General features: G+C 70.6%; 25 protein-coding genes and 1 tRNA gene. 13 read left to right on the forward strand and 13 right to left on the reverse strand.

What is annotated here, in order from left to right; all coding sequences use genetic code 11:
- Positions 1-16: 16 nt before the first annotated feature.
- The 3 genes from DFR41_RS15945 to DFR41_RS15955 are packed head-to-tail and all read left to right on the forward strand — an operon-like array spanning position 17 to position 3,209.
- The gene (locus DFR41_RS15945; RefSeq protein ID WP_114803436.1) at positions 17-775 is read left to right on the forward strand and encodes an SDR family oxidoreductase; all 759 of its coding nucleotides are present in this window, start codon (positions 17-19) and stop codon (positions 773-775) included.
- The gene (locus tag DFR41_RS15950) at positions 772-2,241 is read left to right on the forward strand and encodes an NAD-dependent succinate-semialdehyde dehydrogenase (RefSeq protein ID WP_114803437.1); all 1,470 of its coding nucleotides are present in this window, start codon (positions 772-774) and stop codon (positions 2,239-2,241) included. The genes DFR41_RS15945 and DFR41_RS15950 overlap by 4 nt, the downstream gene beginning before the upstream one ends.
- Complete coding sequence (locus tag DFR41_RS15955) at positions 2,238-3,209, forward strand: Bug family tripartite tricarboxylate transporter substrate binding protein (RefSeq protein WP_114803438.1); 972 nt, start codon at positions 2,238-2,240, stop codon at positions 3,207-3,209. Before DFR41_RS15950 ends, DFR41_RS15955 begins: the two co-directional genes overlap by 4 nt.
- A gap of 21 nt (positions 3,210-3,230) precedes the next feature.
- On the opposite strand, the gene DFR41_RS15960 is transcribed toward DFR41_RS15955, so the two are convergent.
- From DFR41_RS15960 to DFR41_RS15995, 8 genes are all read right to left on the reverse strand, one after another.
- A complete protein-coding gene (locus DFR41_RS15960; RefSeq protein ID WP_114803439.1) occupies positions 3,231-4,523 on the reverse strand; it encodes an MSMEG_0569 family flavin-dependent oxidoreductase in 1,293 nt (430 codons plus the stop codon).
- Positions 4,524-4,558: 35 nt separating this feature from the next.
- Positions 4,559-4,852 (reverse strand): MSMEG_0570 family nitrogen starvation response protein, encoded by a 294-nt coding sequence (locus tag DFR41_RS15965; RefSeq protein WP_017758741.1) that lies wholly within the window; start codon positions 4,850-4,852, stop codon positions 4,559-4,561.
- Entirely contained in the window at positions 4,840-6,090 is a 1,251-nt protein-coding gene (locus DFR41_RS15970) for an MSMEG_0565 family glycosyltransferase (RefSeq protein ID WP_114803440.1), read from the reverse strand. The genes DFR41_RS15965 and DFR41_RS15970 overlap by 13 nt, the downstream gene beginning before the upstream one ends.
- Positions 6,083-7,348: a sll0787 family AIR synthase-like protein gene (locus tag DFR41_RS15975; protein ID WP_114803441.1), complete on the reverse strand. Its 1,266-nt coding sequence runs from the start codon at positions 7,346-7,348 to the stop codon at positions 6,083-6,085. Before DFR41_RS15975 ends, DFR41_RS15970 begins: the two co-directional genes overlap by 8 nt.
- Positions 7,345-7,887: an MSMEG_0567/Sll0786 family nitrogen starvation N-acetyltransferase gene (locus tag DFR41_RS15980; protein WP_114803600.1), complete on the reverse strand. Its 543-nt coding sequence runs from the start codon at positions 7,885-7,887 to the stop codon at positions 7,345-7,347. The genes DFR41_RS15975 and DFR41_RS15980 overlap by 4 nt, the downstream gene beginning before the upstream one ends.
- Before the next feature lie 159 nt (positions 7,888-8,046).
- Positions 8,047-9,144, reverse strand: coding sequence for an MSMEG_0568 family radical SAM protein (locus DFR41_RS15985; RefSeq protein ID WP_114803442.1), 1,098 nt, complete (start codon positions 9,142-9,144; stop codon positions 8,047-8,049).
- 20 nt (positions 9,145-9,164) lie between these two features.
- Positions 9,165-10,160 (reverse strand): Nit6803 family nitrilase, encoded by a 996-nt coding sequence (locus DFR41_RS15990; protein ID WP_211322602.1) that lies wholly within the window; start codon positions 10,158-10,160, stop codon positions 9,165-9,167.
- A 20-nt stretch (positions 10,161-10,180) separates the two neighbouring features.
- A complete protein-coding gene (locus DFR41_RS15995; RefSeq protein ID WP_017761953.1) occupies positions 10,181-10,663 on the reverse strand; it encodes an MSMEG_0572/Sll0783 family nitrogen starvation response protein in 483 nt (160 codons plus the stop codon).
- Between the two features lie 356 nt (positions 10,664-11,019).
- On the opposite strand from DFR41_RS15995, the gene DFR41_RS16000 reads away from it, so the two are divergent.
- Positions 11,020-12,411 carry an aminotransferase-like domain-containing protein gene (locus DFR41_RS16000; RefSeq protein ID WP_114803443.1) on the forward strand — a complete coding sequence of 464 codons (1,392 nt, stop codon included), beginning with the start codon at positions 11,020-11,022 and terminating at the stop codon, positions 12,409-12,411.
- Positions 12,412-12,428: 17 nt separating this feature from the next.
- On the opposite strand, the gene DFR41_RS16005 is transcribed toward DFR41_RS16000, so the two are convergent.
- Positions 12,429-12,662, reverse strand: a complete 234-nt coding sequence (locus DFR41_RS16005; RefSeq protein ID WP_017758279.1) for a hypothetical protein — start codon at positions 12,660-12,662, stop codon at positions 12,429-12,431.
- 200 nt (positions 12,663-12,862) lie between these two features.
- Positions 12,863-12,947: transfer RNA gene (locus DFR41_RS16010), tRNA-Leu, on the reverse strand.
- Positions 12,948-13,028: 81 nt separating this feature from the next.
- Here DFR41_RS16010 and cysM point away from each other — a divergent pair.
- From cysM to DFR41_RS16025, 3 genes are read left to right on the forward strand one after another with little or no spacing between them, the layout of a single operon-like run.
- Positions 13,029-13,937 (forward strand): cysteine synthase CysM, encoded by a 909-nt coding sequence (cysM, locus tag DFR41_RS16015; RefSeq protein ID WP_114803444.1) that lies wholly within the window; start codon positions 13,029-13,031, stop codon positions 13,935-13,937.
- 58 nt (positions 13,938-13,995) lie between these two features.
- On the forward strand, positions 13,996-14,550 hold the full coding sequence (locus DFR41_RS16020) for an NUDIX domain-containing protein (protein WP_114803445.1): 555 nt from the start codon (positions 13,996-13,998) through the stop codon (positions 14,548-14,550).
- Positions 14,551-14,573: 23 nt separating this feature from the next.
- On the forward strand, positions 14,574-14,810 hold the full coding sequence (locus DFR41_RS16025; protein ID WP_017758276.1) for a sulfurtransferase TusA family protein: 237 nt from the start codon (positions 14,574-14,576) through the stop codon (positions 14,808-14,810).
- A 72-nt stretch (positions 14,811-14,882) separates the two neighbouring features.
- Here DFR41_RS16025 and galU read toward each other — a convergent pair whose 3' ends face one another.
- Positions 14,883-15,770, reverse strand: a complete 888-nt coding sequence (gene galU, locus DFR41_RS16030) for a UTP--glucose-1-phosphate uridylyltransferase GalU (RefSeq protein ID WP_043119077.1) — start codon at positions 15,768-15,770, stop codon at positions 14,883-14,885.
- 66 nt (positions 15,771-15,836) lie between these two features.
- Complete coding sequence (locus DFR41_RS16035; RefSeq protein WP_114803446.1) at positions 15,837-18,722, reverse strand: valine--tRNA ligase; 2,886 nt, start codon at positions 18,720-18,722, stop codon at positions 15,837-15,839.
- A 117-nt stretch (positions 18,723-18,839) separates the two neighbouring features.
- Between DFR41_RS16035 and yaaA the strand changes: the two genes are divergently transcribed.
- The 6 genes from yaaA (at position 18,840) to DFR41_RS16065 (ending at position 23,472) form a co-directional block, all read left to right on the forward strand.
- Positions 18,840-19,619 carry a peroxide stress protein YaaA gene (yaaA, locus tag DFR41_RS16040; RefSeq protein WP_114803447.1) on the forward strand — a complete coding sequence of 260 codons (780 nt, stop codon included), beginning with the start codon at positions 18,840-18,842 and terminating at the stop codon, positions 19,617-19,619.
- Positions 19,620-19,664: 45 nt separating this feature from the next.
- Complete coding sequence (locus tag DFR41_RS16045; RefSeq protein ID WP_017758272.1) at positions 19,665-20,495, forward strand: 2OG-Fe(II) oxygenase; 831 nt, start codon at positions 19,665-19,667, stop codon at positions 20,493-20,495.
- A 16-nt stretch (positions 20,496-20,511) separates the two neighbouring features.
- The gene (locus tag DFR41_RS16050; protein ID WP_114803448.1) at positions 20,512-21,429 is read left to right on the forward strand and encodes an alpha/beta fold hydrolase; all 918 of its coding nucleotides are present in this window, start codon (positions 20,512-20,514) and stop codon (positions 21,427-21,429) included.
- On the forward strand, positions 21,426-22,283 hold the full coding sequence (queF, locus tag DFR41_RS16055; RefSeq protein ID WP_114803449.1) for an NADPH-dependent 7-cyano-7-deazaguanine reductase QueF: 858 nt from the start codon (positions 21,426-21,428) through the stop codon (positions 22,281-22,283). Before DFR41_RS16050 ends, queF begins: the two co-directional genes overlap by 4 nt.
- A 152-nt stretch (positions 22,284-22,435) precedes the next feature.
- Positions 22,436-22,792: a response regulator gene (locus tag DFR41_RS16060; protein WP_231394029.1), complete on the forward strand. Its 357-nt coding sequence runs from the start codon at positions 22,436-22,438 to the stop codon at positions 22,790-22,792.
- The gene (locus DFR41_RS16065; RefSeq protein WP_114803451.1) at positions 22,789-23,472 is read left to right on the forward strand and encodes a hypothetical protein; all 684 of its coding nucleotides are present in this window, start codon (positions 22,789-22,791) and stop codon (positions 23,470-23,472) included. The genes DFR41_RS16060 and DFR41_RS16065 overlap by 4 nt, the downstream gene beginning before the upstream one ends.
- On the opposite strand, the gene DFR41_RS16070 is transcribed toward DFR41_RS16065, so the two are convergent.
- On the reverse strand, positions 23,426-24,592 hold the full coding sequence (locus DFR41_RS16070; RefSeq protein ID WP_114803452.1) for a DNA topoisomerase IB: 1,167 nt from the start codon (positions 24,590-24,592) through the stop codon (positions 23,426-23,428). The genes DFR41_RS16065 and DFR41_RS16070 overlap by 47 nt on opposite strands.
- Between the last annotated feature and the right edge of the window lie 40 nt (positions 24,593-24,632).

Below are 24,632 nucleotides of genomic sequence, written 5' to 3' on the forward strand. Positions count from 1 at the left end.
CTACTCAGGAGACAACATGGAACTCAAGGACAAGGTGGCCATCGTCACCGGCGGCGCATCGGGCTTCGGTGCCGAGATTGCGCGGCAGTTCGCACGGCGCGGCGCCTCGGTGATGGTCGCCGACCTCAACGGCGACGGCGCGGCCCGCGTGGCGGCAAGCATCCGCGAGGCCGGGGGCCGCGCCGCCGCCTTCGCCTGCGACGTGGCGCGCGAGCAGCCCTTCCGTGCGCTGGTCGAGCGCACGCTCGCCGAGCTCGGCGGCCTGCACATCATGGTCAACAACGCCGGCACCACGCACCGCAACAAGCCTGCGCTGGAAGTGACCGAGGCCGAGTTCGACCGGGTGCTGCAGGTCAACCTCAAGAGCGTGTTCTGGTCGGCCCAGGTGGTGGTGCCGCACTTCGTGCAGCAGGGCGGCGGCTGCATGGTCAACGTCGCCTCGACCACTGGTGTGCGGCCCGGGCCGGGCCTGACCTGGTACAGCGCCAGCAAGGCGGCCATGATCAACCTGACCAAGGGCCTGGCGCTGGAGCTGGCGCGTCATGGCGTGCGGGTCAACGCCGTCAATCCCATGATCGGCGAGACGGCCATGCTGGCCGACTTCATGGGCGTGGAGGACACGCCTGCCAACCGGGAGCGCTTCCTGTCGCGCATTCCGCTCGGGCGCTTCACCCGGCCGGCCGACGTGGCCTCCGCCGCGGCTTTCCTGGCCTCCGACGAAGCCAGCTATCTCACCGGCGTCTGCCTGGACGTGGACGGCGGGCGCAACATATGAGTGGCCCTTTCTACCGCTGCCCCGAGCTGCTGATCGCGGGCCGCTGGCGCACCGGCCGCGGCGACCGCAGCCACACGGTGGTGGACCCAGCCACCGCCGAGCCCCTCGGCGAGCTGCGGCTGGCCAGTGCCGCCGACCTGCAGGAAGCGCTGAGCGCGGCTGGCCTGGCCTTTGAGGCCTGGCGACAGGTGCCGGCGCACGAGCGCTGCGCCCGGCTGGAGCGCGGCGTGGCGCGCCTGCGTGCGCAGGCCGACGAGATCGCCGCGCTGCTCACCGCTGAGCAGGGCAAGACGCTGGCCGAGGCCCGCGCCGAATGCCTGATGGCCGCCGACCTGATCAAGTGGTACGCCGAGGAGGCGCGCAGGGTGCATGGCCGCGTGCTGCCGGCACGTGCCTCGCAGTCGCGCATGGACGTGCTCAGGCTGCCGGTCGGGCCGGTGGCGGCCTTCTCGCCCTGGAACTTTCCGCTGGTGCTGTCGGCCCGCAAGCTCGGCGGTGCGCTGGCTGCGGGCTGCTCGATCATCCTCAAGGCCGCGGAGGAGACGCCGGCCAGCGTGGCCGCCATGGTCGCCTGCCTAGCCGAGGAGCTGCCCGAGGGCGTGCTGCAACTGGTGTACGGCGTGCCGGCGGAGGTGTCGAAGGCGCTGATCGAATCGCCCGTGATCCGCAAGGTGAGCTTCACCGGCTCGGTGCCGGTGGGCCGGCATCTGGCGCAGATGGCGGCCGGCCAGCTCAAGCGCATCACGCTCGAACTGGGCGGGCATGCACCGGTGATCGTGTGCGAGGACGCCGATGTGGCGAGCACCGTCGCCATGATGGTGGCCCACAAGTTTCGCAACGCCGGCCAGGCCTGTCTCGCGCCGACGCGCTTCTACGTAGCGCGTCCGCTTTACCGCGACTTCCTGGAGGCCTTCAAGGCGGCCGCCGATGACCTGCGCGTCGGCCCCGGCCACGATCCACGCAGCCAGATGGGACCGCTGGCCAATGCGCGGCGCCTGCAGGCAGTGCAGGACCTCATGGCGCGGTCGGCGGCCTGCGGCGCGCAGGTCCTGACGCGTACCGGCAACCTGCCGTCGGGTGGCTTCTTCGCGGCGCCCACGCTGCTGGCTGACATCGCGCCCGACGCGCCTGCCATGGTCGAGGAGCCCTTTGGCCCCATCGCCTGCGCGATGCCCTTCGACACGCTGGACGAGGCCATCGGCCTGGCCAACCGCAGCGACTATGGGCTGGCGGGTTACCTCTTCACCGACTCGGCCCGTGCCATCCTCGCCGTCTCGCAGCGGCTGGAGGTGGGCAGTCTCGCCATCAACGGCATCGGCGTGTCGGTGCCCGAAGCGCCCTTCGGCGGCCTGAAGGCCAGCGGCTGGGGCAGCGAGTCCGGCATCGAAGGCATGGAAGCGTTTCTGGAGCCAAGATTCACCCACTACAGCGTCCCGCAGGACCACGACAGGAGACATAAGACATGATCAAGCGACGCCAACTCATCGCCAGCGCCGGCGCGCTGGCCGCCTCCAGCCTGGCCGGTCCGGCCCTGGCCCAGCCCGACCGGCTGCTGAAGGTGCTGGTCGGATTTCCGGCCGGCGTCTCCATCGACGTGGTCTCGCGCATCGTGGCCGACAAGCTCGGGGAGGAGCTCAAGCGCACGGTGATCATCGACAACCGCGCCGGCGCTGGCGGCCGGCTGGCGGCGGATGTGCTCAAGTCCGCCGCGCCCGACGGCAACACCGTGATGGTCACGCCCATCGTGGTGCCGGTGCTGGCCCCCATGGTGTTCTCCAAGCTCAACTACGACCCGAAGAAAGATTTCGCGCCCGTGGTGCGGCTGTGCGACTTCGGCTTCGCCCTGGCGGTGTCGCCGCAGACGCCCGCGCGCACGCTCAAGGAATACGTGGCGTGGATCAAGGCCAATCCGCAGAACGCCAGCTTCGGCTCGCCGGCCGCCGGCAGCCTGCCGCATTTCTTCGGCGAGATGATCGGCAGCGCCCTGGGCGTGGACATGATCCACGTGCCCTTCAATGGCGGCTCGGCGCTGCAGGCGGCGGTGCTCGGCAACCATGTGCCGGCCGGCATCGACGTGGTCATGGAGTGGGAGCAGAACGCCAAGGCCGGCAAGGTCAAGGTGCTGGCCACCTCGGGCGAGACGCGCAGCGCGATGCTGCCGGACGTGCCCAGCTTCAAGGAGCAGGGCTATGCCGACATCGTCGGCAAGGGCTGGTTCGCCATGTATGCGCCGGCGCGCACGCCGGCGGCCGAGATCGATCAGATCAACCGCGCCGTCAACAAGGTGCTGGCCCGGCCCGATGTGCGCGAGCGCTTTGCCTCGCTGGGCCTGGATGTGGGCGGCGGCAGCGCTGCCGAACTGCAGCGCACCATGGACGCGGACACACAGCGCTGGGGCCCGGTGGTGAAGAAGTCGGGCTTTAGGGCTTCCTGAGCCCCCGGGCCGCACGCAGGCTCAGGCGGCCAGCCGCTCCGGTGTGGCCGCCTCGGCAGTTGCGGCCGACGCCAGGCGCTGGCCGATCACCCCCACCAGGTGTCGCGCATCGTCCGCCACGCCCAGGAAGCGACCCGAGCCCCAGGTGTTGAGCCAGGGCAGGCCGACGAAGTAGAGACCCGGCTCGGCCGTCACGCCGCGGCGGAAGCGCGGATGGCCGCGGCCGTCGAAGACGGGGAGGTCGATCCACCGGTAGTCGGCGCGGAAGCCGATGGCCCACACGATGGTGGTGATGCCGGCCGCCTGCAGGTCCAGCAGCGTCGGATCGGCGTCGGGCTGCCAGACCTTCTGGAAGGGCGGTTCCACCGGCGCGTCGATGCCGGCGCGCGCGATGTAGGCGTCGATGTCGCGGCGGATGTTGCAGTACACCTCGTCGGCCTCGTCGAGGTTGCGCGTGAGGTCGGGGCGGAAGCTCACCTGCGTGCCGTGGATGTCGGCCAGCGTGCCGTACAACCGCACCCCTTCCAGCGCGAAGCGGCGCAGGTCGATCTCGTGGCCGCCGTCGCGGCCGGTCATGTAGTGGTTGGTCTTGTGGCGGGCCTCGTCGCCGAGCGGATGACGGTCCACGGTGAGCTTGTAGAAGCCCAGCTCGTGCAGCCATTCGGTGGATTCGCGGCCGCGGTACACGCGCGGCGAGCGCGGGGCCGAGCCCACGGCCAGGTGCACCTTGCGGCCGGCCAGGTGCAGGTCTTCCATGATCTGCACGCCCGACTGGCCGGAGCCCACCACCAGCACCTCGCCGGGCGGCAACTGGGCCGGGTTGCGGTAGTCCACCGAATGCAGCTGGGTGATGGCCGGCGGCAGGCTGTGGGCGCAGGCGGGCACGATGGGGATGTCGTAGCCGCCGGTGGCCACCACCACATGGTCGGCCAGGCAGGTGCCCAGCGAGGTGCTCACTTCGAGCGCTCCATCGGCATGACGCCGCACGCCCTGCACCGACACGCCTTCGATGACCGGCGGGCGGGTCTTGCGGGCGAAGGCCTCCAGGTAGGCCACGATCTCGTCGCGCAGCATGTAGCCCTTCGGGTCCGGGCCGTCGTAGGGAAAGTCGGGCAGTCGGCACTGCCAGTTGGGCGTGACCAGGCAGAAGCTGTCCCAGCGCTGGTCGCGCCAGGCATGGCCGATGCGGTGCTTTTCGAGCACGACGTGCGCGATGCCGGCCTGCTGCAGGTAGTGGCTGGTCGACAGCCCGGCCTGGCCGCCGCCGATGACGACGACGGGGTAGTGCGGGGCGAGTGAGGTGGAAGCGGTCATGGGTTTCTCCGTGGATGAGGAAGCGCGGCCGTGGCTCAGTCCGCCGGCCCGAAGGCCAGCACCTGCACCTGGGCGCCGGGTTGGCCGGCGTGGCGGGCCACGCGGGCCTCGATGTCGGCCAGCTGGTCGCTGGCCCGCGAGCAGGCGAAGCCGAACTTGGCGCGCACCCGGTCGTTGGCGATGCCGGTGGCCTCGCGCAGCTTCTGCAGGAAGTCGTCGAGCGCATAGGCCTGGCCAGGCGCGAAGTAGTCCTGGATCACCAGCGAGGGCGAGTAGGCGGTGGTCTCGCTGGCGTCGGGCCAGCGCAGGGTGTAGGTCATGGCAGGCATGGGGCGGGGTCCTGGGAAGCAAGGGAAGAGAGGGTCGATGCCAGGCATTGGCGATAGACCTGCAGATGGGCGCGGGCACTGCGGGCCCAGCTGTGGGTGTGGCAGACGGCGGGCGGCTGCGGCAGGCGCGGCTGGGTCCAGGCGCGGGCGAGGCCGAGCGCCACGCTGGCCTCGTCCTCCGGCTCGCACCAGCTCACGCCGGGACTGCCGGTCAGGTGTTCGGTGAAGGGCGCCCGGCGCGAGACCAGCACCGGCGTGCCGCAGGCCAGCGCCTCCAGCGCCACCAGTCCGAAGCCTTCGTAGAGCGAGGGCATGGCCAGGAGTCGGGCACGGCGCATGAGGGCGGCGATGGCCGCATCAGGCAGGGGGCCGGTGCGCCAGACCGGCCGGCCGGCGCCTTCGTCCAGGCCGCAGTCGGCCAGGGCGGCCTGCCAGCGCTGCTGTTCGGCACCGTGCTGCAGCAGGCTGGCGCCGCCGGCCACCAGCAGGCGGGCGCGGGCCGCCTGCGGCACTTCGCGGCGCAGCCGGGCGAAGGCGCGCAGCAGACGCGCGCTGTTCTTGCGCGCCTCCACGCCGCCCAGGGCCAGCAACATCGGCGCATCGTCAAGGCCGGCGGCCGTCAGTGCCGACAGGGCGGCGGCATCCTCCGCCACGGGGCGGGGGCGAAAGCGCTGCAGGTCCACGCCATTGAAGACGCGGTGCACGGGCGGTGCTTCGGGCCGGGCTCGCAACTGGTCGAACCAGGTGTCGCTGACGCAGCAGACGGCCCGGGCGCGCTGCCAGGCCATGGCCTGCCAGGCATCCAGGCGTGCATCGGTGAAGTCGTCGAGGTGATGCACGGTGCGCAGCCAGGGCATGGCCGGTGGGCGCTGCGCCAGCGCGGCGCCGTTGAGGCTGTCCTGCACGTGCAGCACATCGACGCCGGCCCGCGCCGCGGCGGCCGGCAGTGCGGCGCGCAGGGCCGCGATGCGCTCGCCCACCTGGTCGGCCAGCAGCGTGCCGTTGGGGCGCGGCATGGGCAGGGCCTGCAGTCGCAGCGCCAGGCCGTCGGGCAGCGGGCGGAACAGGATCTGGCCTGGCTCCACCGGCGCGAAGACGGTCACGGCGACGCCTTGTTGGGCGAGGGCGGTCGCCAGCTCCAGCGTGTGGATCACGCCGCCGCGGGGCAGCACGCTGTGCATGGCGAGGCCGACGTGCAGGCCCGCGCGTGCCTGATCGACGTGTTGGCGCTCAGGCATGGTGGCCCGCCTTCGCGGACTCGACCAACGCCGGGGCGCGAGCCGAAGCTGAAGCTGACGTTGGAACCGTCGCCGATGTCGCCGGCCCGCCGAGGATGAAGGCCGACGCGGCCAAGTCCCACAGGCAGGCCTGCTCTGCGCCCAGGGCCACGTCCAGCCGTGTGCCGGCCTGCACCTCGCCGATGTCAGCGCAGGCGATGCCGTGCTCAGAAAAGCGGGCCTGCACGTCGGCAGCCAGCGCGGGCCGGACGGCGAGGACGAAGCCGAAGCTGGGGAAGGTACTCAACCAGCGCAGTCGCCTGGCCTGTGCTTCATCGCCCTGCTCATGCCAGTCGGGGCCGCCCTGGGCGCGCGTGGGGCAGGGCAGGCGGTCCAGTTCGACGCGCGCACCGCAGCCCGAGCACTCCAGCAGCATCAGCAGCGTGCCCAGCACGCCGGCCATGCTGATGTCCTTTCCGGCATCGACCAGCCCGGTCTCGGCCAGTTGCGGCAGCAACGCCAGGTCGGCCTGCAGGCGTGCCGCGGGTGCGGCGGTGCTGGCGTTCCAGAAGGGCGCATCGCCCTGCCAGGCGCCGCGCAGGTCGGTGGCGACCAGCAGGCGGTCGCCGGGCCGGGCCGCGAAGCTGGAGATGAGCCGCTCGGCCCGCCCCAGCACCGCCACGGCCAGTTGCGCGCTGGCGCTGCGCAGGTTGGTGTGGCCGCCGACCAGCGGCACGCCGTACTGCGCGCAGGCGGCACGCATGCCGCGCAGCATCTCGGCCGTGGTGGCCTCGTCGGCACTCCAGAGCGCGTCGACGACGGCGGTGGGCCGACCGCCCATCGCGGCCACGTCGCTCAGGTTGACCATCACGGCGCTGTAGCCGGCGAACCACGGCTGCTGCTGCACGAAGTCGGGCATCAGCCCTTCGATGGCCAGCAGCTGGTGGCCGCCGCCCGGCAACGGCAGCACGGCGCAGTCGTCGCCGTTGGGGACGTTGGTCGATGCGTAGGTGGGCATGACCGTCGGTTCACCCATGGCGGCTGGCGCGTCGCCGTCCAGCGCCTGCATCACGCGGGCGATGTCCCGCTTGTGCGCGAAGCCGCGGCCGGCGCGCAGGGCGGCGAGCAGCGGGGGCAGAAGCCGGGCGGGCTGATCGCTCCCTACCCGTTCGGGCTGAGCTTGTCGAAGCCCCGGCCACGCGCCGTCCCGCCCTTCGACAGGCTCAGGGCGAACGGATCTGGAGTCAGTGCGAACGGATTCGGGGCCTTGGGTGCTCATGTCCGGCTCCCCACCAGCACGAAGCCGGCCTCGGGCGTGTGGCAGGGCGGGTACCGGCGCAGGTCGGCGCGCATCAGGGCATGGGGCAGGCCGTGGAGGTCGGCCACGCCGTCCTGCCGCCAGTGCAGGCGCTCGAACAGCGGCACGTTCTGCATCTGCACATGGGCCAGAAACTCGCGGCAGCCGCGGGCATGGGCGCTGCTCACCGCCAGGCGGATGAGGCCGCTGCCCAGCAGCGCGTGCCGCCGCCAGGGCGCCGCGACGGCCAGGCGCGAGCCCCACCAGGTGCCCGGCGATTCCTCGTGGATGCGTACCGTGCCGACCACCTCGTCCGGCAGTCCGGCCAGCGTGGAACAGGCGACCAGCGTGCGTGTGCCGGGCAGCGCGTCGATGGCGTCGCGGTCGTCTCGGTCGAACACGCGCTGCTCCTCGCAGAACACCTGCCGGCGCAGCGCCAGGGCGTCGCGCTGCATCCACGGAAGGCTGGCCCACTGGATGCGGAAGGCGTGGTCGGCCCGCGGCGCAGGGGGCGCCGGCATGAGCCAGGGTTGGGCGTCGACGAGGATCATGAGAGGGGCTCCAGCGGAGGGGCGGGCGGGACGGGCTTCGGTGGCGTCGTCGTGCGTGCGTGCGCTCGTGCGCTCGTGCGCTCGTGAGGCCAGAAGGGCAGGAGGTCAGAAGGTCAGGAGACCTGCCGTTCAGGCGGCCTCGGCCAGGGGCGCCGCCGCGTCCTCGAACACCGACAGCGTCGAGCACGCGGCGCACTTGCCGCAGCCGGCCTTGATGTCCGCCGCGCGCAGGCCGGCCTGGCGCACCATCGCGCCCAGCGGCTCCAGCACCGCGCGCATGAAGTCGGCGTCGGGCGGCGCATGGTCTTCCAGCGGCGTGCCGCTGATGGGCACGAACGGCACGACGAAGGGATACACACCCAGCGCCAGCAGCCGCTCGCTGGTGGCCAGCAGGGTCTGCGCGCTGTCGCCCAGGCCGGCCAGCAGGTAGGTGCTGACCTGACCGCGGCCGAACACGGCCACCGCCGCCTCGAAGGCCTCCCAGTAGCGGGCCATGGGCACCTCGGCCTTGCCGGGCAGGATCTGCCGGCGCAGGTCCTCGCCCACCACCTCGATGTGCATGCCCAGCGTGTCGACGCCCGCGTCCTTCAGGCGCTGGAACCAGGCGTCGGTGTCGGGCGGCTCGCACTGGGCCTGGATGGGCAGGTTCACAGCCGCCTTCACGGCCGCGGCGCTGTCGCACAGCACCTGCGCGCCGCGGTCGCGGGTGGGCGGCGTGCCCGTGGTCATCACCATGTGGCGCACGCCGTCGAGCTCGACCGCGGCCTTTGCCACTTCGGCCAGTTGCGCGGGCGTCTTGTGGGCGATGGTGCGGCCGGCCGCCAGCGACTGGCCGATGGCGCAGAAGCGGCAGGCCTTGCGCCGGCTCTCGTAGCGGATGCAGGTCTGCAGCACCGTGGTGGCCAGCACGTCGGTGCCGTGCAGCGTGGCGATCTGCTGATAGGGAATGCCGTCGGCCGTCTGGCGGCCGTAGAAGCGCGGCGCCTTCGGAAAGCTCAGCTGCGCGATCGGGATGGTGCCGTGGCGCAGCGTGGCGCGGCCCTGCGCATCGGGCGTGCCGGCGACGAAGGGCGAGTCGAAGGCGCCGTGCGTGTGCACCGGCACCATCAGCGTCACGCCGTCCACCGTCACGGCCTTGTGGTCCGAGGGGCCGGCCCCACCGCGGCGGCTGGCGGCGCCCGCCTGCGGCGCTTCGAGCCGCAGGCCGCGGGTCTGCAGTTCGGTCATGAGCTGTCTTGTCTGCGGATTCATGCGGCCTCCGGGGGCAGGGGAATGTCGTCGGACAAAAGAGCCGGCTCGCCCGCGGCCAATGGCCGGGTCGTGGCGGCGGCATCGCGGCGGATGGCCAGCGACAGCAGTTCGGGGCGCGCGTAGTGGCCCACCGAATCCATCATGCGTTTGCGCTTGTCGATCAGCGCCAGGTCCAGGTCGGCCACCACCAGGCCTTCGCCCTCGGTCAGCGGCTCAGCCAGGTACTTGCCTTCGGGCGAGACGATGGCGCTGTGGCAGCCGCCGCGCAGTGCGCCCTGCAGGGCCTCGTCGGGCATCAGCCGGCGCACCTGCTCGTCGTGCAGCCAGCCGGTGGCGTTGATCACGAAGCAGCCCGACTCCAGTGCGTGGTGGCGGATGGTCACGCCCATCTGCTCGGCAAAGATCGGCCCGACCAGCGAGCCCGGGAACTGGGCGCAGTGGATCTGCTCGTGGTCCGCCATCAGCGCATAGCGGGCCAGCGGGTTGTAGTGCTCCCAGCAGGCGAGGGCACCGACGCGGCCCACGGCCGTGTCCACGGCCTTGAGGCCGCTGCCGTCTCCCTGGCCCCAGACCATGCGCTCGTGGTAGGTGGGCGTGATCTTGCGGCGCTTGAGCACGAGCCGGCCGTCGGCATCGAAGACCAGCTGCGTGTTGTAGAGGCTGCCGTGGTCGCGCTCGTTCACCCCCAGCACCACCACCATGCCGGCTTGCCGCGCGGCGGCAGCCACGGCCTCGGTCATGGGGCCGGGCACGGTGGGCGCGCGCTGCATCAACAGCAGGTGGTCCGCGCCCTGGCGCGCCGGCGGCTGCACGAAGGAGAAGTAGGGGTAGTAGGGCACGAAGGTCTCGGGAAAGACGATCAGCTCCACGCCCCGGCGGGCCGCCTCGTGCACCGTCTCCAGCACGCGGGCCAGGGTGCCGCCTTCGCTGTCCAGGTCGGGCGCGATCTGCGCGGCGGCGGCGCGCACGGTCTTCTTCTTCCGCAGGGCCATCGGCTGCTCCGGGGCGACGCTCAGAGCGTCCAGGTGTCGAGGATGAAGGCGCCCTGCTTGCGGTGCAGCAGCACGACGTCGAGCACGTCCAGCGGGTTGATGGGGCGGATGCCTTCGATCAGCGCGCCCTCGCCGTGGCCGTACAGGGCCTGCAGCGCGAAGCGGCAGGCGTAGACCTTGCCGCCTTCGGCGATGAACTTGGTGATCTGCTCGTTGAAGTTCTGGTGGCCCGGAAAGGCCGAGTCGCCCAGCTTGGGAAAGCCGCGCTTGACGCCCAGCGTCACGCCGGGGCCGTAGAGCAGGATCGAGGTCTCGAAGCCCTTGCGTTGCAGCCGCGTGGCCTGCAGCAGGTTCACGAAGCCGATGGAGCCTTCGAAGGCCACGGTGTGGAAGGTCACCAGGGCCTTCTCGCCGGGCTCGGCCTTGACGTCTTCGAAGACCTTCTCTTCGTAGTCGACCAGGAAGTCGCCCTTCTGGGCGGCGGGATGGGTCACTTGGGGCATGGGCACCTCGGTTGCGGTTGGCGGTGGATCGGGTGGGGCCGCGGCGCGGGGCCTTTCGAGAAAGCGGCGCATCGCACTGCGGTGCCAGCCTCTTTGCGAGGAACGGGCCGCTGGCCGGGCGGCCTGGCCGATCAATGGCCGATCAAGCCAATGGGCATGCGCGCATGCGCCCGACGGCGGCCTGGCATGGCGCTGCGAGCCCGCCAGGCCCGATGCACCAGTGCGCCGCAGGCCGATGCAATCAATGCATCCGATCAATGGCATGGCGCACCAAAACAAGCACGCGCCGGGGCCGCACGTCGGCGGCGTATTGCGCTCTACTCGGAGCTTTCCGAGCGCCTGAAAGCCATTCCTTCATGCCCTTCTCGCACTGGGCCGCGCGGCTGAGACACAGCGAACTTCCGGCCTATCAGCTCATTCCCGACCTGCTCGCGGAAGACCTCCAGCGCGGTCGCCTCGCACCGCGTGACCGCCTGCCGCCGCTGCGCGATCTGGCCCAGCAGCTGGGGCTGAACTACACGACGGTGGTGCGTGGCTTCGCGCAGGCGCGCGAGCGTGGGCTCATCGCGTCGCGGCCGGGGTTGGGCTCCTATGTGCGCGGCTCCTTCATCGGCCTGCCGCTGCGCGGCGGCACCGGCGCCGAGATGACGATGAACATGCCGCCGGAGCTGAACGACCATCCCGTGGGCCAGCAGCTGCAGGACGAGGCCGCCGCCTTCGTCGCCGCCACGCCGGTGGCCGAGCTGATGCGCTACCAGGACTTCGGCGGCAGCCCGCGCGACCGCGAGGCCGCGGCGCAGTGGCTGCGCCAATGGGTGGGCCATGCGCGTGCCGAGCACACGCTGGTGGCGCCGGGCATCCACAGCGTGCTGCTGGCGCTGCTCAGCCTGCTGGTGCGGCCCGGTCAGAGCCTGGCGGTGGAGTCGCTGCTGTACCCGGGGCTCAAGGCCATCGCCGCGCAGCTGGGCACGCAGCTGCAGCCGCTGCAGTGCGACGAGGAAGGCATCGTGCCGCAGTCCTTCGAGACGCTGTGCAAGAGCGCGTCCATCGGCGCGCTGTACCTGTGCCCCAACCTGCACAACCCGACCACCGCCACGCTGTCGCTGGGCCGTCGCGAGGCCCTGGCGGACATCGCCGCCCACCACAGCGTGCCCATCATCGAGGACGACGCCTACGGCATGCTGGCCCCGGCCGTGCCGCCGCCGCTGGCGGACTTCGCGCCGGCGCTCACCTACTACGTGAGCGGCACTTCCAAGTGGCTGGGCGCGGGTCTGCGCAATGCCTTCGTGCTGGCGCCCACCGATGCCGCCACGCAGCGCCTAGCCGGCGCGCTGCGGGCCACCACCGTGATGGCCTCGCCCTTGACCACGGGGCTGGTCACGCACTGGCTGGGCTCGGGCCTGGCGGCGCAGGCGCTCGATGCCATGCGCGCCGAATGCAGCTGGCGCAGCGCCCTGGCGCGTGAGCTGCTGGGCGACCTGGGCCTGCGCACGCATCCGCAGGGCTTCCATGCCTGGCTGCCGCTGGAGGGCGATGAGGGTGACGGGGGAGGCCGCTGCGTGAGCGCCGAGCTGGCGCAGCAGCTGCAGCAGATGGGCGTGGCGGCCGTGGCCAGCCAGGCCTTCTCGACCGACCGCATGCCGCCCGAGGCCCTGCGCCTGTGCCTGGGCGGCCCGCTCACACGCGACGACTGCGGCCGGGCGCTGCGGGCGGTGCGCGACGCCGTGCTCGGCTGCCGCGCGGGCTGATCGATCAGGGGCTCAGCTCAACGCCGGCGCAGCCAGCGCGACCACCAGGGCGCGGGGCGGTTGCGCTCGTCGAAGGGGCGGGTGTCGAGCTTGCCGAACATCGACGCGGCCTCGCCGAAACGCTGGCGCAGCGAGGCGGGACTGTCGGATTCGACGGCCGGGTCCGGCGCGTTGCCGGCGGGTGGCATGCGTGACCCGTCGGTCTCGTCGGTGGGGCGAGCACCCATCGGCGCGGCCGGGCGGTCGCTCATGCCGGAAGCTGGGGGAAGGGAGTCGGGCGTATCGGTCAATGCAGCGCAGTACGAGGGGAGGCGGGCTCCCTGGAAAGCCGTGCCGGCATGCGCCCTCGGACGAGGACCAGCCCGCAGGCTGCGGATGCCGGAAGGCGGGAACGCGCAACGCTGGTTGGAACGACGGGCGCGGGCCGTTGAAGGCCCTGCTGCGCAGTCGTTGGTGCCGGAGGCCGGAATCGAACCGGCACGCCTTGCGGCGGGGGATTTTGAGTCCCCTGCGTCTACCAATTTCACCACTCCGGCACGAAGCGTCGAGACAGCCCAAAATTATGGCACAGTGCCTCAGCACACCGCTTCGGTGCCGCGGGCTTTTACGCAAGAACCATGACCCATTCCTATCCGACGATCGAAGACGCGGTCGGCAAGACGCCGCTGGTGGCCCTGCAACGCATCGAGGCCGCTGCCAATGCCGCCCGCGGCAACGTGGTGCTGGGCAAGCTCGAAGGCAACAACCCGGCCGGCTCGGTCAAGGACCGGCCGGCCCTGTCGATGATCCGGCGCGCCGAGGAGCGCGGCGAGATCAAGCCCGGCGACACGCTGATCGAGGCCACCTCGGGCAACACGGGCATCGCGCTGGCCATGGCCGCCGCCATCAAGGGCTACCGCATGGTGCTGATCATGCCGGAGGACCTTTCCATCGAGCGCGCCCAGACCATGAAGGCCTATGGCGCCGAACTGGTGCTCACGCCCAAGAGCGGCGGCATGGAATACGCCCGCGACCTTGCCGAGCAGATGGTGGCGCAGGGCAAGGGCCGCGTGCTGGACCAGTTCGCCAATGCCGACAACCCGCGCATCCACTACGAGACCACCGGCCCCGAGCTGTGGGAGCAGACGGGCGGGCGCATCACCCACTTCGTGAGCGCCATGGGCACCACCGGCACCATCACCGGCGTGTCGCGCTTCCTCAAGGAGAAGAACCCGGCGATCCAGATCGTCGGCGCCCAGCCGGCGGAGGGTTCCCGCATCCCGGGCATCCGCAAGTGGCCGCAGGAATACCTGCCCAAGATCTTCGACCCCACGCGCGTGGACCAGGTGGTCAACGTCAGCCAGGAAAGCGCGGAGGAGATGGCCCGCCGGCTGGCGCGCGAAGAAGGCATCTTCGGTGGCATCTCGGCCGCCGGAGCGCTGTGGGTGGCGCTGGAGATCGCCCGCACGGTGGAGAACGCGACCATCGTCTTCATCGTCTGCGACCGCGGCGACCGCTATCTTTCCACCGGCGTGTTTCCGGCCTGAGTGCCGCCTCTGCGTCGAACCCACAACCACCACAACGACGACATCGGAGACCCCGTCCTTGAACAACCTGCCCAAGTTCTGCCAGGCCTGTGCCACGCCGCTCGAATGGATCGAGATGATGGAAGACGGCGGCCCCAAGGCCCGCCTGCGCTGCCCGGCCTGTGGCCACACGCACTGGAACAACCCGACGCCGGTGCTGGCCGCCATCGTCGAATACAACGGGCAGGTGCTGCTGGCGCGCAATGCGGCCTGGCCACCGAAGATGTTTGCGCTGATCACCGGCTTCATGGAGGCCGGCGAAACGCCCACCGAAGGCATCGCCCGCGAGGTCAAGGAAGAGACCAACCTCGACGTGATCAGCTGCGGCATCGTGGGCGCCTACGACTTCCAGCGCATGAACCAGGTCATCATTGCCTACCACGTGGTGGCCGAGGGCGAGGTGAAGCTCTCGCCCGAGCTGGTGGACTGGCGCCTGTACGACCTGGCCGACCTCAAGTGCTGGCCCGCCGGCACCGGCTATGCGCTGGCCGACTGGCTGCGCACGCGGGGGCACGAGCCGGTGTTCTTCACCGCCGAAGAGAACGAAGAGCGCCGCCGCGGGCTGTCCACCTGAACCGCGCCGCGCAACAAAGACCCATGACCGACATCGCCATCGACAAGGAAATCGACACCCGCGGGCTGAACTGCCCGCTGCCCATCCTCAAGGCCAAGAAGGCCTTGAACGACATGGCCAGCGGCCAGTTGCTCAAGGTCGTGGCCACCGATCCGGGCTCCATCCGCGACTTCCAGGCCTTCGCGCGCCAGACCGGCCACGGGCTGGTGTCGCAGGAGACCGTCGGCGCGGAGTTCATCCACGTGCTGCGGCGCCGCTGAGCCGGCGCAGGCCGCCAGAAGCAGAAAGGGGCCGCGAGGCCCCTTTCGTTCTTCACCAGCGGATGAGACCGCTCAGAGCGGCAGGCTCTTGAGGTAGTCCTTGAAGAAGCCGCCCACCTCAGGGTGCGCCAGCGCCAGTTCGACGGTGGCCTGCAGGAAGCCTTCCTTGCTGCCGCAGTCGTAGCGCACGCCCTTGTACGAATAGGCGTAGACGCTTTCCTTCTTCATCAGCGAGGCGATGCCGTCGGTCAGCTGGATCTCGCCGCCGGCGCCCTTGGGCTGGCGACGGATCTCCTCGAACACGCCCGGGGTTAGCACATAGCGGCCGGCCACGCCCAGGCGCGACGGTGCGTTCTCGGGCGAGGGCTTCTCGACCATGGCGCGCACCTGCGTGAGGCCGTCGCCCATCGCGTCGCCGGCCACGATGCCGTAGCGCTTCACCTGATCGAGCGGCACTTCCTGCACGGCCAGCACCGAGCCGCCGAGGTTGTTGTACGTGCGCACCATCTGCGACAGCACGCCCTCGCCACCGTCGGGGCCGACCATCAGGTCGTCCGCCAGCAGCACGGCGAAGGGCTCGTCGCCCACCAGATGCTCGGCGCACAGCACCGCATGGCCCAGGCCCAGCATGCGCGGCTGGCGCACGTAGGAGCAGGTCATGTCCTCGGGCGCCACCGAGCGGGCGATGCGCAGCAGGGCGTTCTTGCCGCTGGCTTCGAGCTGGCTTTCCAGCTCGTAGGCCGTGTCGTAGTGGTCCTCGATGGCCCGCTTGTTGCGGCCGGTCACGAAGATCATGTCGCGGATGCCCGCGGCATAAGCCTCTTCCACGGCGTACTGGATCAGGGGCTTGTCCACCACGGGCAGCATTTCCTTGGGCTGCGCCTTGGTGGCAGGCAGGAACCGGGTGCCGAAGCCGGCCACTGGGAAAACGGCCTTGCGGATGCGTCTGGAAGTGGGCATGCGTGTGTGCAGGAGAGTTGAAATTCGTGAATCGGTCAATGCTACTGCACGCATTTGACTGCGCTGTCAGCCAAGTCGCACGAGTTGTTCCTGCAAACGTGTCAGCGCGGCGCCAAAGTCGGCCAATCTCTGCTTTTCCTGGGCGATGACCGCCGGCGGCGCCTTGGCCACGAAGGCCTCGTTGCCCAGCTTGCCCTGGGCCTTGGCCATCTCGCCCTGGATGCGGGCGACTTCCTTGCCCAGGCGCACGCGCTCGGCGGCCACGTCGATCTCGACGTGCAGCGCCAGCCGCGCCTCGCCGACGACGGCCACCGGCGCGGCCTGCGCCGCGGCGGTCCAGGCGGCTTCATCGTCAAAAACCTTGACCTCGCTCAACTTGGCCAGGGCCTGGAGCACCGGCGCGGCCTTGCGCACGAAGTCGGCATCGCCCACCACGTACAGCGGCAGGCGCTGGGCGGGCGAGACGTTCATCTCGCCACGCAGCGTGCGGCAGGAGGCGACCAGCGCCTTGAGCTTGGCCACGTGGGCCTCGGCGGCCTCGTCGATCTTCTCGGGTTGGGCGACGGGGTAGGCGGCGACCATGATCGACGCGCCTTCGCGGCCGGCGACGGGCGCCACCTTCTGCCACAGCTCCTCGGTGATGAAGGGAATGATCGGATGCGCCAGGCGCAGCAGCGTCTCCAGCGTGCGGATCAGCGTGCGGCGGGTGGCGCGCTGCTCGGCCTCGTTGCCGGTCTGGATCTGCACCTTGGCGATCTCCAGGTACCAGTCGCAGAACTCGTCCCAGGCGAACTGGTAGATGGCGTTGGCCACGTTGTCCAGGCGGTACTCGGCGAAGCCCTGGGCCACTTCCTGCTCCACGCGCTGCAGGCGCGAGGCGATCCAGCGGTCGGCCTGGCTGAAGCGCATGTAGCCATGGGCCTTGCCACCCGGGGCGCAGTCGGCCTTGGTGTGGTCCATCAGCCCGCAGTCCTGGCCCTCGCAGTTCATCAGCACGAAGCGGGTGGCGTTCCACAGCTTGTTGCAGAAGTTGCGGTAACCCTCGCAGCGCTTGCTGTCGAAGTTGATGCTGCGGCCCAGCGAGGCCAGCGCCGCGAAGGTGAAGCGCAGCGCGTCGGCACCGTAGGCCGGGATGCCCTCGGGGAACTCCTTTTGCGTGTTCTTGCGCACCTGCGGCGCGGTCTCGGGCTTGCGCAGGCCCTGGGTGCGCTTGTCCAGCAGCGGTTCCAGCGCGATGCCGTCGATCAGGTCCACCGGGTCGAGCACGTTGCCTTCGGACTTGCTCATCTTCTTGCCCTGCGCGTCGCGCACCAGGCCGTGGATGTAGACATGCTTGAAGGGCACGCGGCCGGTGAAGTGCGTGGTCATCATGATCATCCGGGCGACCCAGAAGAAGATGATGTCGTAGCCGGTCACCAGCACGGTGGAGGGCAGGTAGAGGTCGTAGTCCTTGAGGGCGTTGCCGTCTTCAAGTGCTTCGGGCCAGCCGAGCGACGAGAACGGCACCAGCGCTGACGAATACCAGGTGTCCAGAACGTCCGGGTCGCGCATGAGGGCCTTGCCGGGCGCCTGCTTCTGCGCCTCCTCCTCGTTGCGGGCTACGTAGACGCGGCCATCCTCGTCGTACCAGGCGGGGATCTGGTGGCCCCACCAGAGCTGGCGGCTGATGCACCAGTCCTGGATGTTGTTCATCCACTGGTTGTAGGTGTTGACCCAGTTCTCGGGCACGAAGCGCACCTGGCCCGACTGCACGGCGTCGATGGCCTTCTGCGCAATGCTCTTGCCGGTGGGATCCTGCTCACTGACCTTGGTCATCGCCACGAACCATTGGTCGGTCAGCATGGGTTCGACCACCTGGCCGGTGCGGGCGCAGCGCGGCACCATCAGCCTGTGCTTCTTGGTCTCGACCAGCGCTCCGGCGGCCTCCAGGTCGGCCACGATCTTCTTGCGGGCAGCGAAGCGGTCCAGGCCGCGGTAGGCCTCGGGTGCGTTGTCGTTGATCTTCGCGTCCAGCGTCAGCACGCCGATGATGGCCAGGCCATGGCGCTGGCCAACCGCATAGTCGTTGTGGTCGTGCGCGGGCGTGACCTTGACCACGCCGGTGCCGAACTCGCGGTCCACGTAGTCGTCGACAATGATGGGGATCAGCCGGTCCACCAGCGGCAGGCGCACCTGCTTGCCGATCAGGGCGGTGTAGCGCTCGTCCTCCGGGTGGACCATCACGGCCACGTCGCCCAGCATGGTCTCGGGCCGGGTGGTGGCCACCGTCAGGCTGCCGCTGCCGTCTTCGAGCGGGTAGGCGATGTGCCACAGCGCGCCTTCTTCCTCCTCGCTCTCCACCTCCAGGTCGGAGACGGCGGACATCAGCACCGGGTCCCAGTTCACGAGCCGCTTGCCGCGGTAGATCAGGCCCTGCTCGTACAGGCGCACGAAGGTGTCGGTCACCACCGTGGAGAGCTTGTCGTCCATGGTGAAGTACTCGCGGCTCCAGTCCACCGTGTCGCCCATGCGGCGCATCTGCTGGGTGATGGTGTTGCCGGACTGTTCCTTCCACTCCCACACGCGGGCGACGAAGTTCTTGCGGCCCAGGTCGTGGCGGCTGGTGCCCTGGCCCTGCAGCTGGCGCTCCACCACGATCTGCGTGGCGATGCCGGCATGGTCGGTGCCCGGCACCCACAGCGTGTTCGCGCCCGCCATGCGGTGGTAGCGCGTCAGGCTGTCCATGATCGTCTGGTTGAAGGCATGGCCCATGTGCAGCGTGCCGGTCACGTTGGGCGGCGGCAGCTGGATGGCGAAGGAGGGCGCGCCGGCCTGGGGCGCCTGCGTGCCGCGGAAGCCCGCCTTCGCATAGCCGCGGCGCTCCCACTCGGGGCCCCAGTGGGCCTCGATGGCGGCAGGTTCGAAGGACTTGGCGAGGCTCTGGAGGCCGGGTTGCAGGGGGGTGTCGCTCATGGGCGGATGGAGTCAGGGCACGCTGGCGGGCGCTGGCATGCCGTGGAGGTTCGAAGACGGGAAGCGGGCAATTTTACGGGGCGCTCCCCCAGTCTCCGGGTCTTCCATAATTCCCCGATGCTCTTCCTGCTCTCGCCCGCCAAGTCGCTCGATTACGAAGCGCCCGTCCCCGAAGACCTGCCCGCCACCCAGCCCGTGTTCGAGGGCGCCCGCGGCCCCGCCGCCGAGCTGATCGGCCTGCTGCGCCAGAAGTCGCCGCTGCAGGTGGCCGAGCTGATGCACCTGTCGGACAAGCTGGCCGCCCTCAACGCCGCCCGCTACGAGGCCTGGGCGCCCAAGGGAACGGCGAAGAATGCCCGCCAGGCCGCGCTGGCCTTCGACGGCGACGTCTACGGTGGGCTGGACGCGCGCAGCCTGAGCGCCTCGCAGCTGGGCTGGGCGCAGGACCATGTGGTGATCCTCAGCGGCCTCTACGGCGTGCTGCGTCCGCTGGACCGGCTGCAGCCCTATCGCCTGGAGATGGGCACAGCCCTGGCTAACCCGAAGGGCAAGGACCTGTATGCCTTCTGGGGCGATCGCATCTCGCTGTGGCTCAACGAGCGCCTGGCCGCGGACCGTACGCCGGTGGTGGTCAACCTGGCCTCGCAGGAATACTTCAAGGCCGTGGACCGGAAGGCGCTCAAGGCCCGCGTGGTCGAATGCGTGTTCCAGGAGCGCAAAGGCGACGACTACAAGATCGTGAGCTTCTATGCCAAGCGCGCCCGCGGCCTGATGGCGCGCTGGGCCGTGCTGCACAAGGCGGCCACGCCGCGCCGGCTGGAGGCCTTCGACCTCGAAGGCTATGCCTTCGCGCCCGAGGTCTCGCAGCCGGACCGGCTGGTGTTCCGTCGCGGCTGAAAGGTATCCTGACGCATTCGGCCCAAGCCCAGGGAGTCCCAGCGCATGCAAGCCCTCACCCCCGAACTCCGGCAGTGGATCCAGTCCCAACTCGCTGCCGGCCATTCCGTCGCCACGCTGCGCGCGTCGATGCATGCCGCCGGCTGGCGCGACGATGCGACCGACATGGCGCTGGCCGAACTGGAGCGCGGCGCACCCGCCGAGCCGCCGCCCAGGCGCACCGAGATGCCCGAGCCCCGGCTCGACGGTGACCCGCTCTACCTCGACGCCGGTGACCGCCGGGTGCAGGTGATGCAGACGCTGGCCCAGCCGCGCGTGGTCGTCTTCGGCCAGTTGCTCAGCGACGAGGAATGCGAGGGGCTGATCGAGGCGGCCCGCGCCCGGCTGGCCCGCTCGCTCACCGTCGAGACCAAGACCGGCGGCGAGGCCGTCAACGCCGACCGCACCAGCGACGGGATGTTCTTCCAGCGCGGCGAGAGCGAGCTGGTGACCCGCATCGAGGCCCGCATCGCCCGGTTGCTGAACTGGCCGGTGGAGCGGGGGGAGGGGCTGCAGATCCTGCGCTACTCGCCCGGCGCGCAGTACCGGCCGCACTACGACTACTTCGACCCCGGCGAGCCCGGCACGCCCACCATCCTGCGCCGTGGCGGCCAGCGCGTGGGCACGCTGGTGATGTACCTGCAGGAGCCCGAGCGCGGCGGTGCCACCACCTTCCCGGACGTGGGCCTGGCCGTGGCGCCGGTGCGGGGCACGGGCGTCTTCTTCTCCTACGACCGGCCGCATCCCACCACCAAGACGCTGCACGGCGGCGCGCCGGTGGAGGCGGGCGAGAAATGGGTGGCCACCAAGTGGCTGCGAGAGGGCGAATTCAAGTGAGCGGGATCGCGTCGCGATGACATCCGGCACCGCCCGCGCCAACGGCATCGACATCGCCTTCCAGGACAGCGGCGGCTCCGGCCCCCCGGTGCTCCTCGTCATGGGCCTGGGCATGCAGCTCATCGCCTGGCCGGCCGCGCTGGTCGATGCACTCACCGGCGCCGGCTACCGCGTGCTGCGCCACGACAACCGGGATGCGGGCCTCTCCACCCACCTGCACGATGCCGCGCGCAGCAACCTGATGTGGCAGGCGCTTCGCATGCGCATGGGTCTGGCGCTGGACGTGCCCTACGGCCTGCAGGACATGGCGGGCGATGCGCTGGGCCTGCTCGACGCACTGGGCATCGCCCAGGCGCATGTGCTGGGCGTCTCCATGGGCGGGATGATCGTCCAGCGCATGGCGGCCACGGCGCCGGATCGCGTGCTCAGCCTGACCAGCGTCATGAGCAGCAGCGGGGCCCGCCACCTGCCCGGCCCCCGGGCCGAGGTGGCTGCCGCGATGCTGCGCCGGCCGCCGCGCCGCAGTGCCGGCGAGGACGCCCTGGTGGACCACAGCGTCGGCCTGCTGCGCCTGATCCAGAGCCCCGCCTGGCCGCTGGACGACGCCGTGCTGCGCGAGCAGGTGCGCACCGCCCTGCGCCGCAACTACGACCCGGCGGGCACGCAGCGCCAGCTGCTGGCCATCTGGGCCGACAGCGAACGGCCCGCGCTTCTTTCGCGGATCGTCTGCCCGGCGCTGGTGCTGCACGGCGAGGCCGACCCGCTGCTGCCCATCGAATGCGGCCGCGACACCGCGCGCCGCATTCCGGGCGCACGCTTCGTCGGCATCCCCGGCATGGGTCATGACTGGCCGCCGGCCGTCGCGGCCCAGCTGGCGGGGCATGTCCTTCCCTTTCTTCAGGACGCCGACGCCCGCCGACAATCGGCGGCATGAGTCTGGACAACACCCCCGAGCAGTCGCAGCTGGGCCGGGCCTCGGCCTACGTCGACCGCTACGACCCCTCGCTGCTCTTTCCCCTGCCGCGCGCCCTGCAGCGCGAGGAGATGGGCATCGACACGCAGCGGCTGCCCTTCTTCGGCGCCGACCTGTGGACCGCCTTCGAGCTGTCGTGGCTCAACCCACGCGGCAAGCCCCAGCTGGCCATCGCGCACTTCACGGTGCCCTGCGAGACGCCCAACATCATCGAGAGCAAGTCCTTCAAGCTCTACCTCAACAGCTTCAACAGCAGCACCTTCACCGATGCCGAGGCGGTGCGCGAGCGCCTGCGCACCGATTTGGGCGAGGCCGTGTGGCGCGGCAGCGAGCGCAGCGGCAGCGTGGGGGTCAGGCTGCTGCCGCCGGCCCAGTTCGAGGCGGAGCGGGTGGAGGAGCTGCAAGGGCTGGACCTCGACCGGCTGGACGTGGACTGCTCCGACTACGCGCCGAATCCCGCGCTGCTGCGCACCGTGCCGGGCGAGCCCTCGGTCAACGAGACGCTCACCAGCCGCCTGCTCAAGAGCAACTGCCGCGTCACCGGCCAGCCCGACTGGGGCAGCGTGCAGATCAGCTACAGCGGCCCGCCCATCGACCAGGAAGGGCTGCTGCGCTACATCGTGAGCTTTCGCAACCACAACGAATTCCACGAGCCCTGCGCCGAGCGCATCTTCACGGACATCTGGCGCCGCTGCGCCCCCACGCGGCTGGCCGTGTACTGCCGCTACACCCGCCGCGGCGGGCTGGACATCAATCCCTTCCGGACCAGCTGGCCGCAGGCGCTGCCGCCGAACATCCGCACGGCCCGGCAGTGACCCGGGGCGCCGGCCGGCATCAAGCCCCGGGACGCGCCGTCGGCATGCTCCTACAGCCTGGACGGACGGCGGCGCGCATACTGCCCCACCGGCAGCCGACCCCGGCGCGGCCTTCCATTCAGACACAACGCGCGAGGACATTCCGCTTGAACGTGCTCATCGTCGACGACAACGTCTCCGCGGCCGAGCTGCTGCAGGAGCTGATCGTCCTGCAGGACCACCAGGCCCGCTGTGCGCATACCGCGCAGGAGGCCATCGATGCCTTCTCGCAGGACAGCTACGACGTCGCGCTGGTCGATCTCACGCTGCCCGACCGTCCCGGCACCGAGGTGGCGCAACACCTGCGCAGCAATGCCGGCGACCGGCCGCTGCTGCTGGTGGCCATTTCGGGCTACGGCGCCGGGGACGCTGCAGGCGCCCAGGCCGTGCCGTATTTCGACCACTACCTGCAAAAGCCGATCGACTTCGATGCGCTCGACCGGCTGCTGGCGCGACCGGCGTCCGCATGAAGGCCTCCCCCAGCGCCCGCAGCTGGATCGCCGCCGGCGTCCGGCACGAACTGCTGATGCGTGCGCTGCCCGCCCTCCGCCACGAGATGGCCGGGCCGGTGTCGCTGCTGCGCATGACGCTGCTGATGCTCAAGCGCCAGGCCGGGGCCGATCCGGTGGACGGCAGCGCATGCGTGCAGCGGGTGGACCAGGCGAGCGACCAGCTGGCGATGCTGGTCGATTCGGTGCGCGCCTTGCGCGACTGGGAGCTGGCCACCGCCGATGAAGGGCTGGCACGTGGCGAGCTGGTGCGCCAGTGCGCCGGCCTCATGCGTGCAGCCTTCGACCTCAATGGGCTCTCGCTGGAGATCGACGAGCGCCTTGATGCCGCTGCACAGAACGAAGAGCGCTGGCCCGACGGTGCAGCCTTGCGCTACCTGCTGTTGGGCGCGCTGGGCCACCTGCATGACCAGACCGAGGAGCCGGTGCTGGTGCGCATCGAACCCGGCGACGAGCCCCACTTGGTGCGGGTGCGCGTCGCGCCCAAGCCGGATGGCCGCGAGGACGCGGAGTTGATGCAGCACCGCGCCCCACGCAGCCTGGCCATCGACGCCGTCTGCCTGCAGAGCCTGGCCGACGACCTGGGCCGCACCATCACGATCGGGCGCGACGAGGTCGTGCTGTCGCTGAAAGCCGATTGAGTTGACGCGCCTCGCGCGCCAGCGTCAGTCGGTGGCGGCGCAGGAAGTCCATCAGCCGTCCCTCCGCCGCCAGCAGGCCACGCCGGGTGCGCGCCGTGCCGAGGCCGTCCCACACCTTCGACATCGCCTCGGCGTCCGCCGAGAGTTTGCCGCCCAGCTCCAGCACCGCGGGGTGGATGTAGGCCTTGCGGCAGACCGCCGGCGTGTTCCCGAGCTGCTTGGCCACGGCGGCCAGGATCTCCTTGGCGCGGATGCGCAGGCCGGTTGGTTCCTCCGTCTGCCGGTCGCAGGCCAGCCGCGTGAGCTCCAGCGCCTGCACCGAGCCGTGCCAGGTGCGGAAGTCCTTGGCCGTGAACTCGCCGCCGGTCGCCTCGCGCAGGTAGTCGTTGACGTCCCCCGAGCTCACATGGCGCTGCTCGCCGTCCTCGTCCAGGTACTGGAACAGGGCCTGGCCCGGCAGCTGCTGGCACTGGCGCACCACGCGCGCGACGCGCTTGTCGCCCACCTCGGCCTCGTGCATCACGCCGCTCTTGCCGCGAAAGCGCAGCGTGAGCCGGCCGCGGGTCGACTGCAGGTGCCGGTTGCGCAGCGTCGTCAGGCCGAAGGACTTGTTGGTCCGCGCATATTCCTCGTTGCCAACGCGCAGGTAGGTGGTGTCGAGCAGCCGCACGATGGCGGCCAGCACCGCCGACCGCGAGGGCTTGCCGTGCGCCTTGTCCAGGTCGCGCTGGACACGGGCGCGGATGCGGGGCAGGGCCTGACCGAATTGCTCCAGCCGCTCGAACTTGGCTTCGTCCTTCAGCAGCCGCCAGTCCGCGTGGTAGCGGTACTGCCGCCGCCCGCGTGCATCCAGGCCCGTCGCCTGCAGGTGGCCGTTGGCCAGCGGGCAGATCCAGACCTGCTCATAGGCTGGCGGGATCGCCAGCTTGCGGATGCGGGCGATCTCGTCCTCGTCGCGGATCCAGTGGCCCTCGGCGTCGCGGTAGCGGAAGCCCTCGCCGTCGCGCACGCGCTCGATGCCGGGCATCTCGCTGGAGACATAGACGAGGCCGTTGCCGATGGGCGTGGGCGCCGGCACGGCAGCCGGTTCATGGTGGGCGGGGGTGGTGGCGTCGAGCATGGTGCGGGCTGTTTGCCCGCAAGCTGCCATGGCCTGAAGC

Origin of the sequence: Pseudacidovorax intermedius, assembly GCF_003350475.1 — a bacterium.
GTDB lineage: Bacteria > Pseudomonadota > Gammaproteobacteria > Burkholderiales > Burkholderiaceae_C > Xenophilus > Xenophilus intermedius.

Bases quoted from the DNA above. Each gene is read 5' to 3' on its own strand.
- queF (WP_114803449.1), top strand. From the start codon at position 21,426: ATGAGTCTGGACAACACCCCCGAGCAGTCGCAGCTGGGCCGGGCCTCG.
- DFR41_RS15960 (WP_114803439.1), bottom strand. From the start codon at position 4,523: ATGACCGCTTCCACCTCACTCGCCCCGCACTACCCCGTCGTCGTCATC.
- DFR41_RS16025 (WP_017758276.1), top strand. From the start codon at position 14,574: ATGACCGACATCGCCATCGACAAGGAAATCGACACCCGCGGGCTGAAC.
- DFR41_RS16050 (WP_114803448.1), top strand. From the start codon at position 20,512: ATGACATCCGGCACCGCCCGCGCCAACGGCATCGACATCGCCTTCCAG.
- DFR41_RS16005 (WP_017758279.1), bottom strand. From the start codon at position 12,662: ATGAGCGACCGCCCGGCCGCGCCGATGGGTGCTCGCCCCACCGACGAG.
- DFR41_RS15975 (WP_114803441.1), bottom strand. From the start codon at position 7,348: ATGAGCACCCAAGGCCCCGAATCCGTTCGCACTGACTCCAGATCCGTT.
- DFR41_RS15970 (WP_114803440.1), bottom strand. From the start codon at position 6,090: ATGCCTGAGCGCCAACACGTCGATCAGGCACGCGCGGGCCTGCACGTC.
- DFR41_RS16065 (WP_114803451.1), top strand. From the start codon at position 22,789: ATGAAGGCCTCCCCCAGCGCCCGCAGCTGGATCGCCGCCGGCGTCCGG.
- DFR41_RS16000 (WP_114803443.1), top strand. From the start codon at position 11,020: ATGCCCTTCTCGCACTGGGCCGCGCGGCTGAGACACAGCGAACTTCCG.
- DFR41_RS16045 (WP_017758272.1), top strand. From the start codon at position 19,665: ATGCAAGCCCTCACCCCCGAACTCCGGCAGTGGATCCAGTCCCAACTC.
- DFR41_RS15980 (WP_114803600.1), bottom strand. From the start codon at position 7,887: ATGCCGGCGCCCCCTGCGCCGCGGGCCGACCACGCCTTCCGCATCCAG.
- DFR41_RS15945 (WP_114803436.1), top strand. From the start codon at position 17: ATGGAACTCAAGGACAAGGTGGCCATCGTCACCGGCGGCGCATCGGGC.
- DFR41_RS16070 (WP_114803452.1), bottom strand. From the start codon at position 24,592: ATGCTCGACGCCACCACCCCCGCCCACCATGAACCGGCTGCCGTGCCG.
- DFR41_RS16035 (WP_114803446.1), bottom strand. From the start codon at position 18,722: ATGAGCGACACCCCCCTGCAACCCGGCCTCCAGAGCCTCGCCAAGTCC.
- DFR41_RS15985 (WP_114803442.1), bottom strand. From the start codon at position 9,144: ATGACCGAACTGCAGACCCGCGGCCTGCGGCTCGAAGCGCCGCAGGCG.
- DFR41_RS15955 (WP_114803438.1), top strand. From the start codon at position 2,238: ATGATCAAGCGACGCCAACTCATCGCCAGCGCCGGCGCGCTGGCCGCC.
- yaaA (WP_114803447.1), top strand. From the start codon at position 18,840: ATGCTCTTCCTGCTCTCGCCCGCCAAGTCGCTCGATTACGAAGCGCCC.
- DFR41_RS15990 (WP_211322602.1), bottom strand. From the start codon at position 10,160: ATGGCCCTGCGGAAGAAGAAGACCGTGCGCGCCGCCGCCGCGCAGATC.
- DFR41_RS15965 (WP_017758741.1), bottom strand. From the start codon at position 4,852: ATGCCTGCCATGACCTACACCCTGCGCTGGCCCGACGCCAGCGAGACC.
- DFR41_RS15950 (WP_114803437.1), top strand. From the start codon at position 772: ATGAGTGGCCCTTTCTACCGCTGCCCCGAGCTGCTGATCGCGGGCCGC.
- cysM (WP_114803444.1), top strand. From the start codon at position 13,029: ATGACCCATTCCTATCCGACGATCGAAGACGCGGTCGGCAAGACGCCG.
- galU (WP_043119077.1), bottom strand. From the start codon at position 15,770: ATGCCCACTTCCAGACGCATCCGCAAGGCCGTTTTCCCAGTGGCCGGC.
- DFR41_RS15995 (WP_017761953.1), bottom strand. From the start codon at position 10,663: ATGCCCCAAGTGACCCATCCCGCCGCCCAGAAGGGCGACTTCCTGGTC.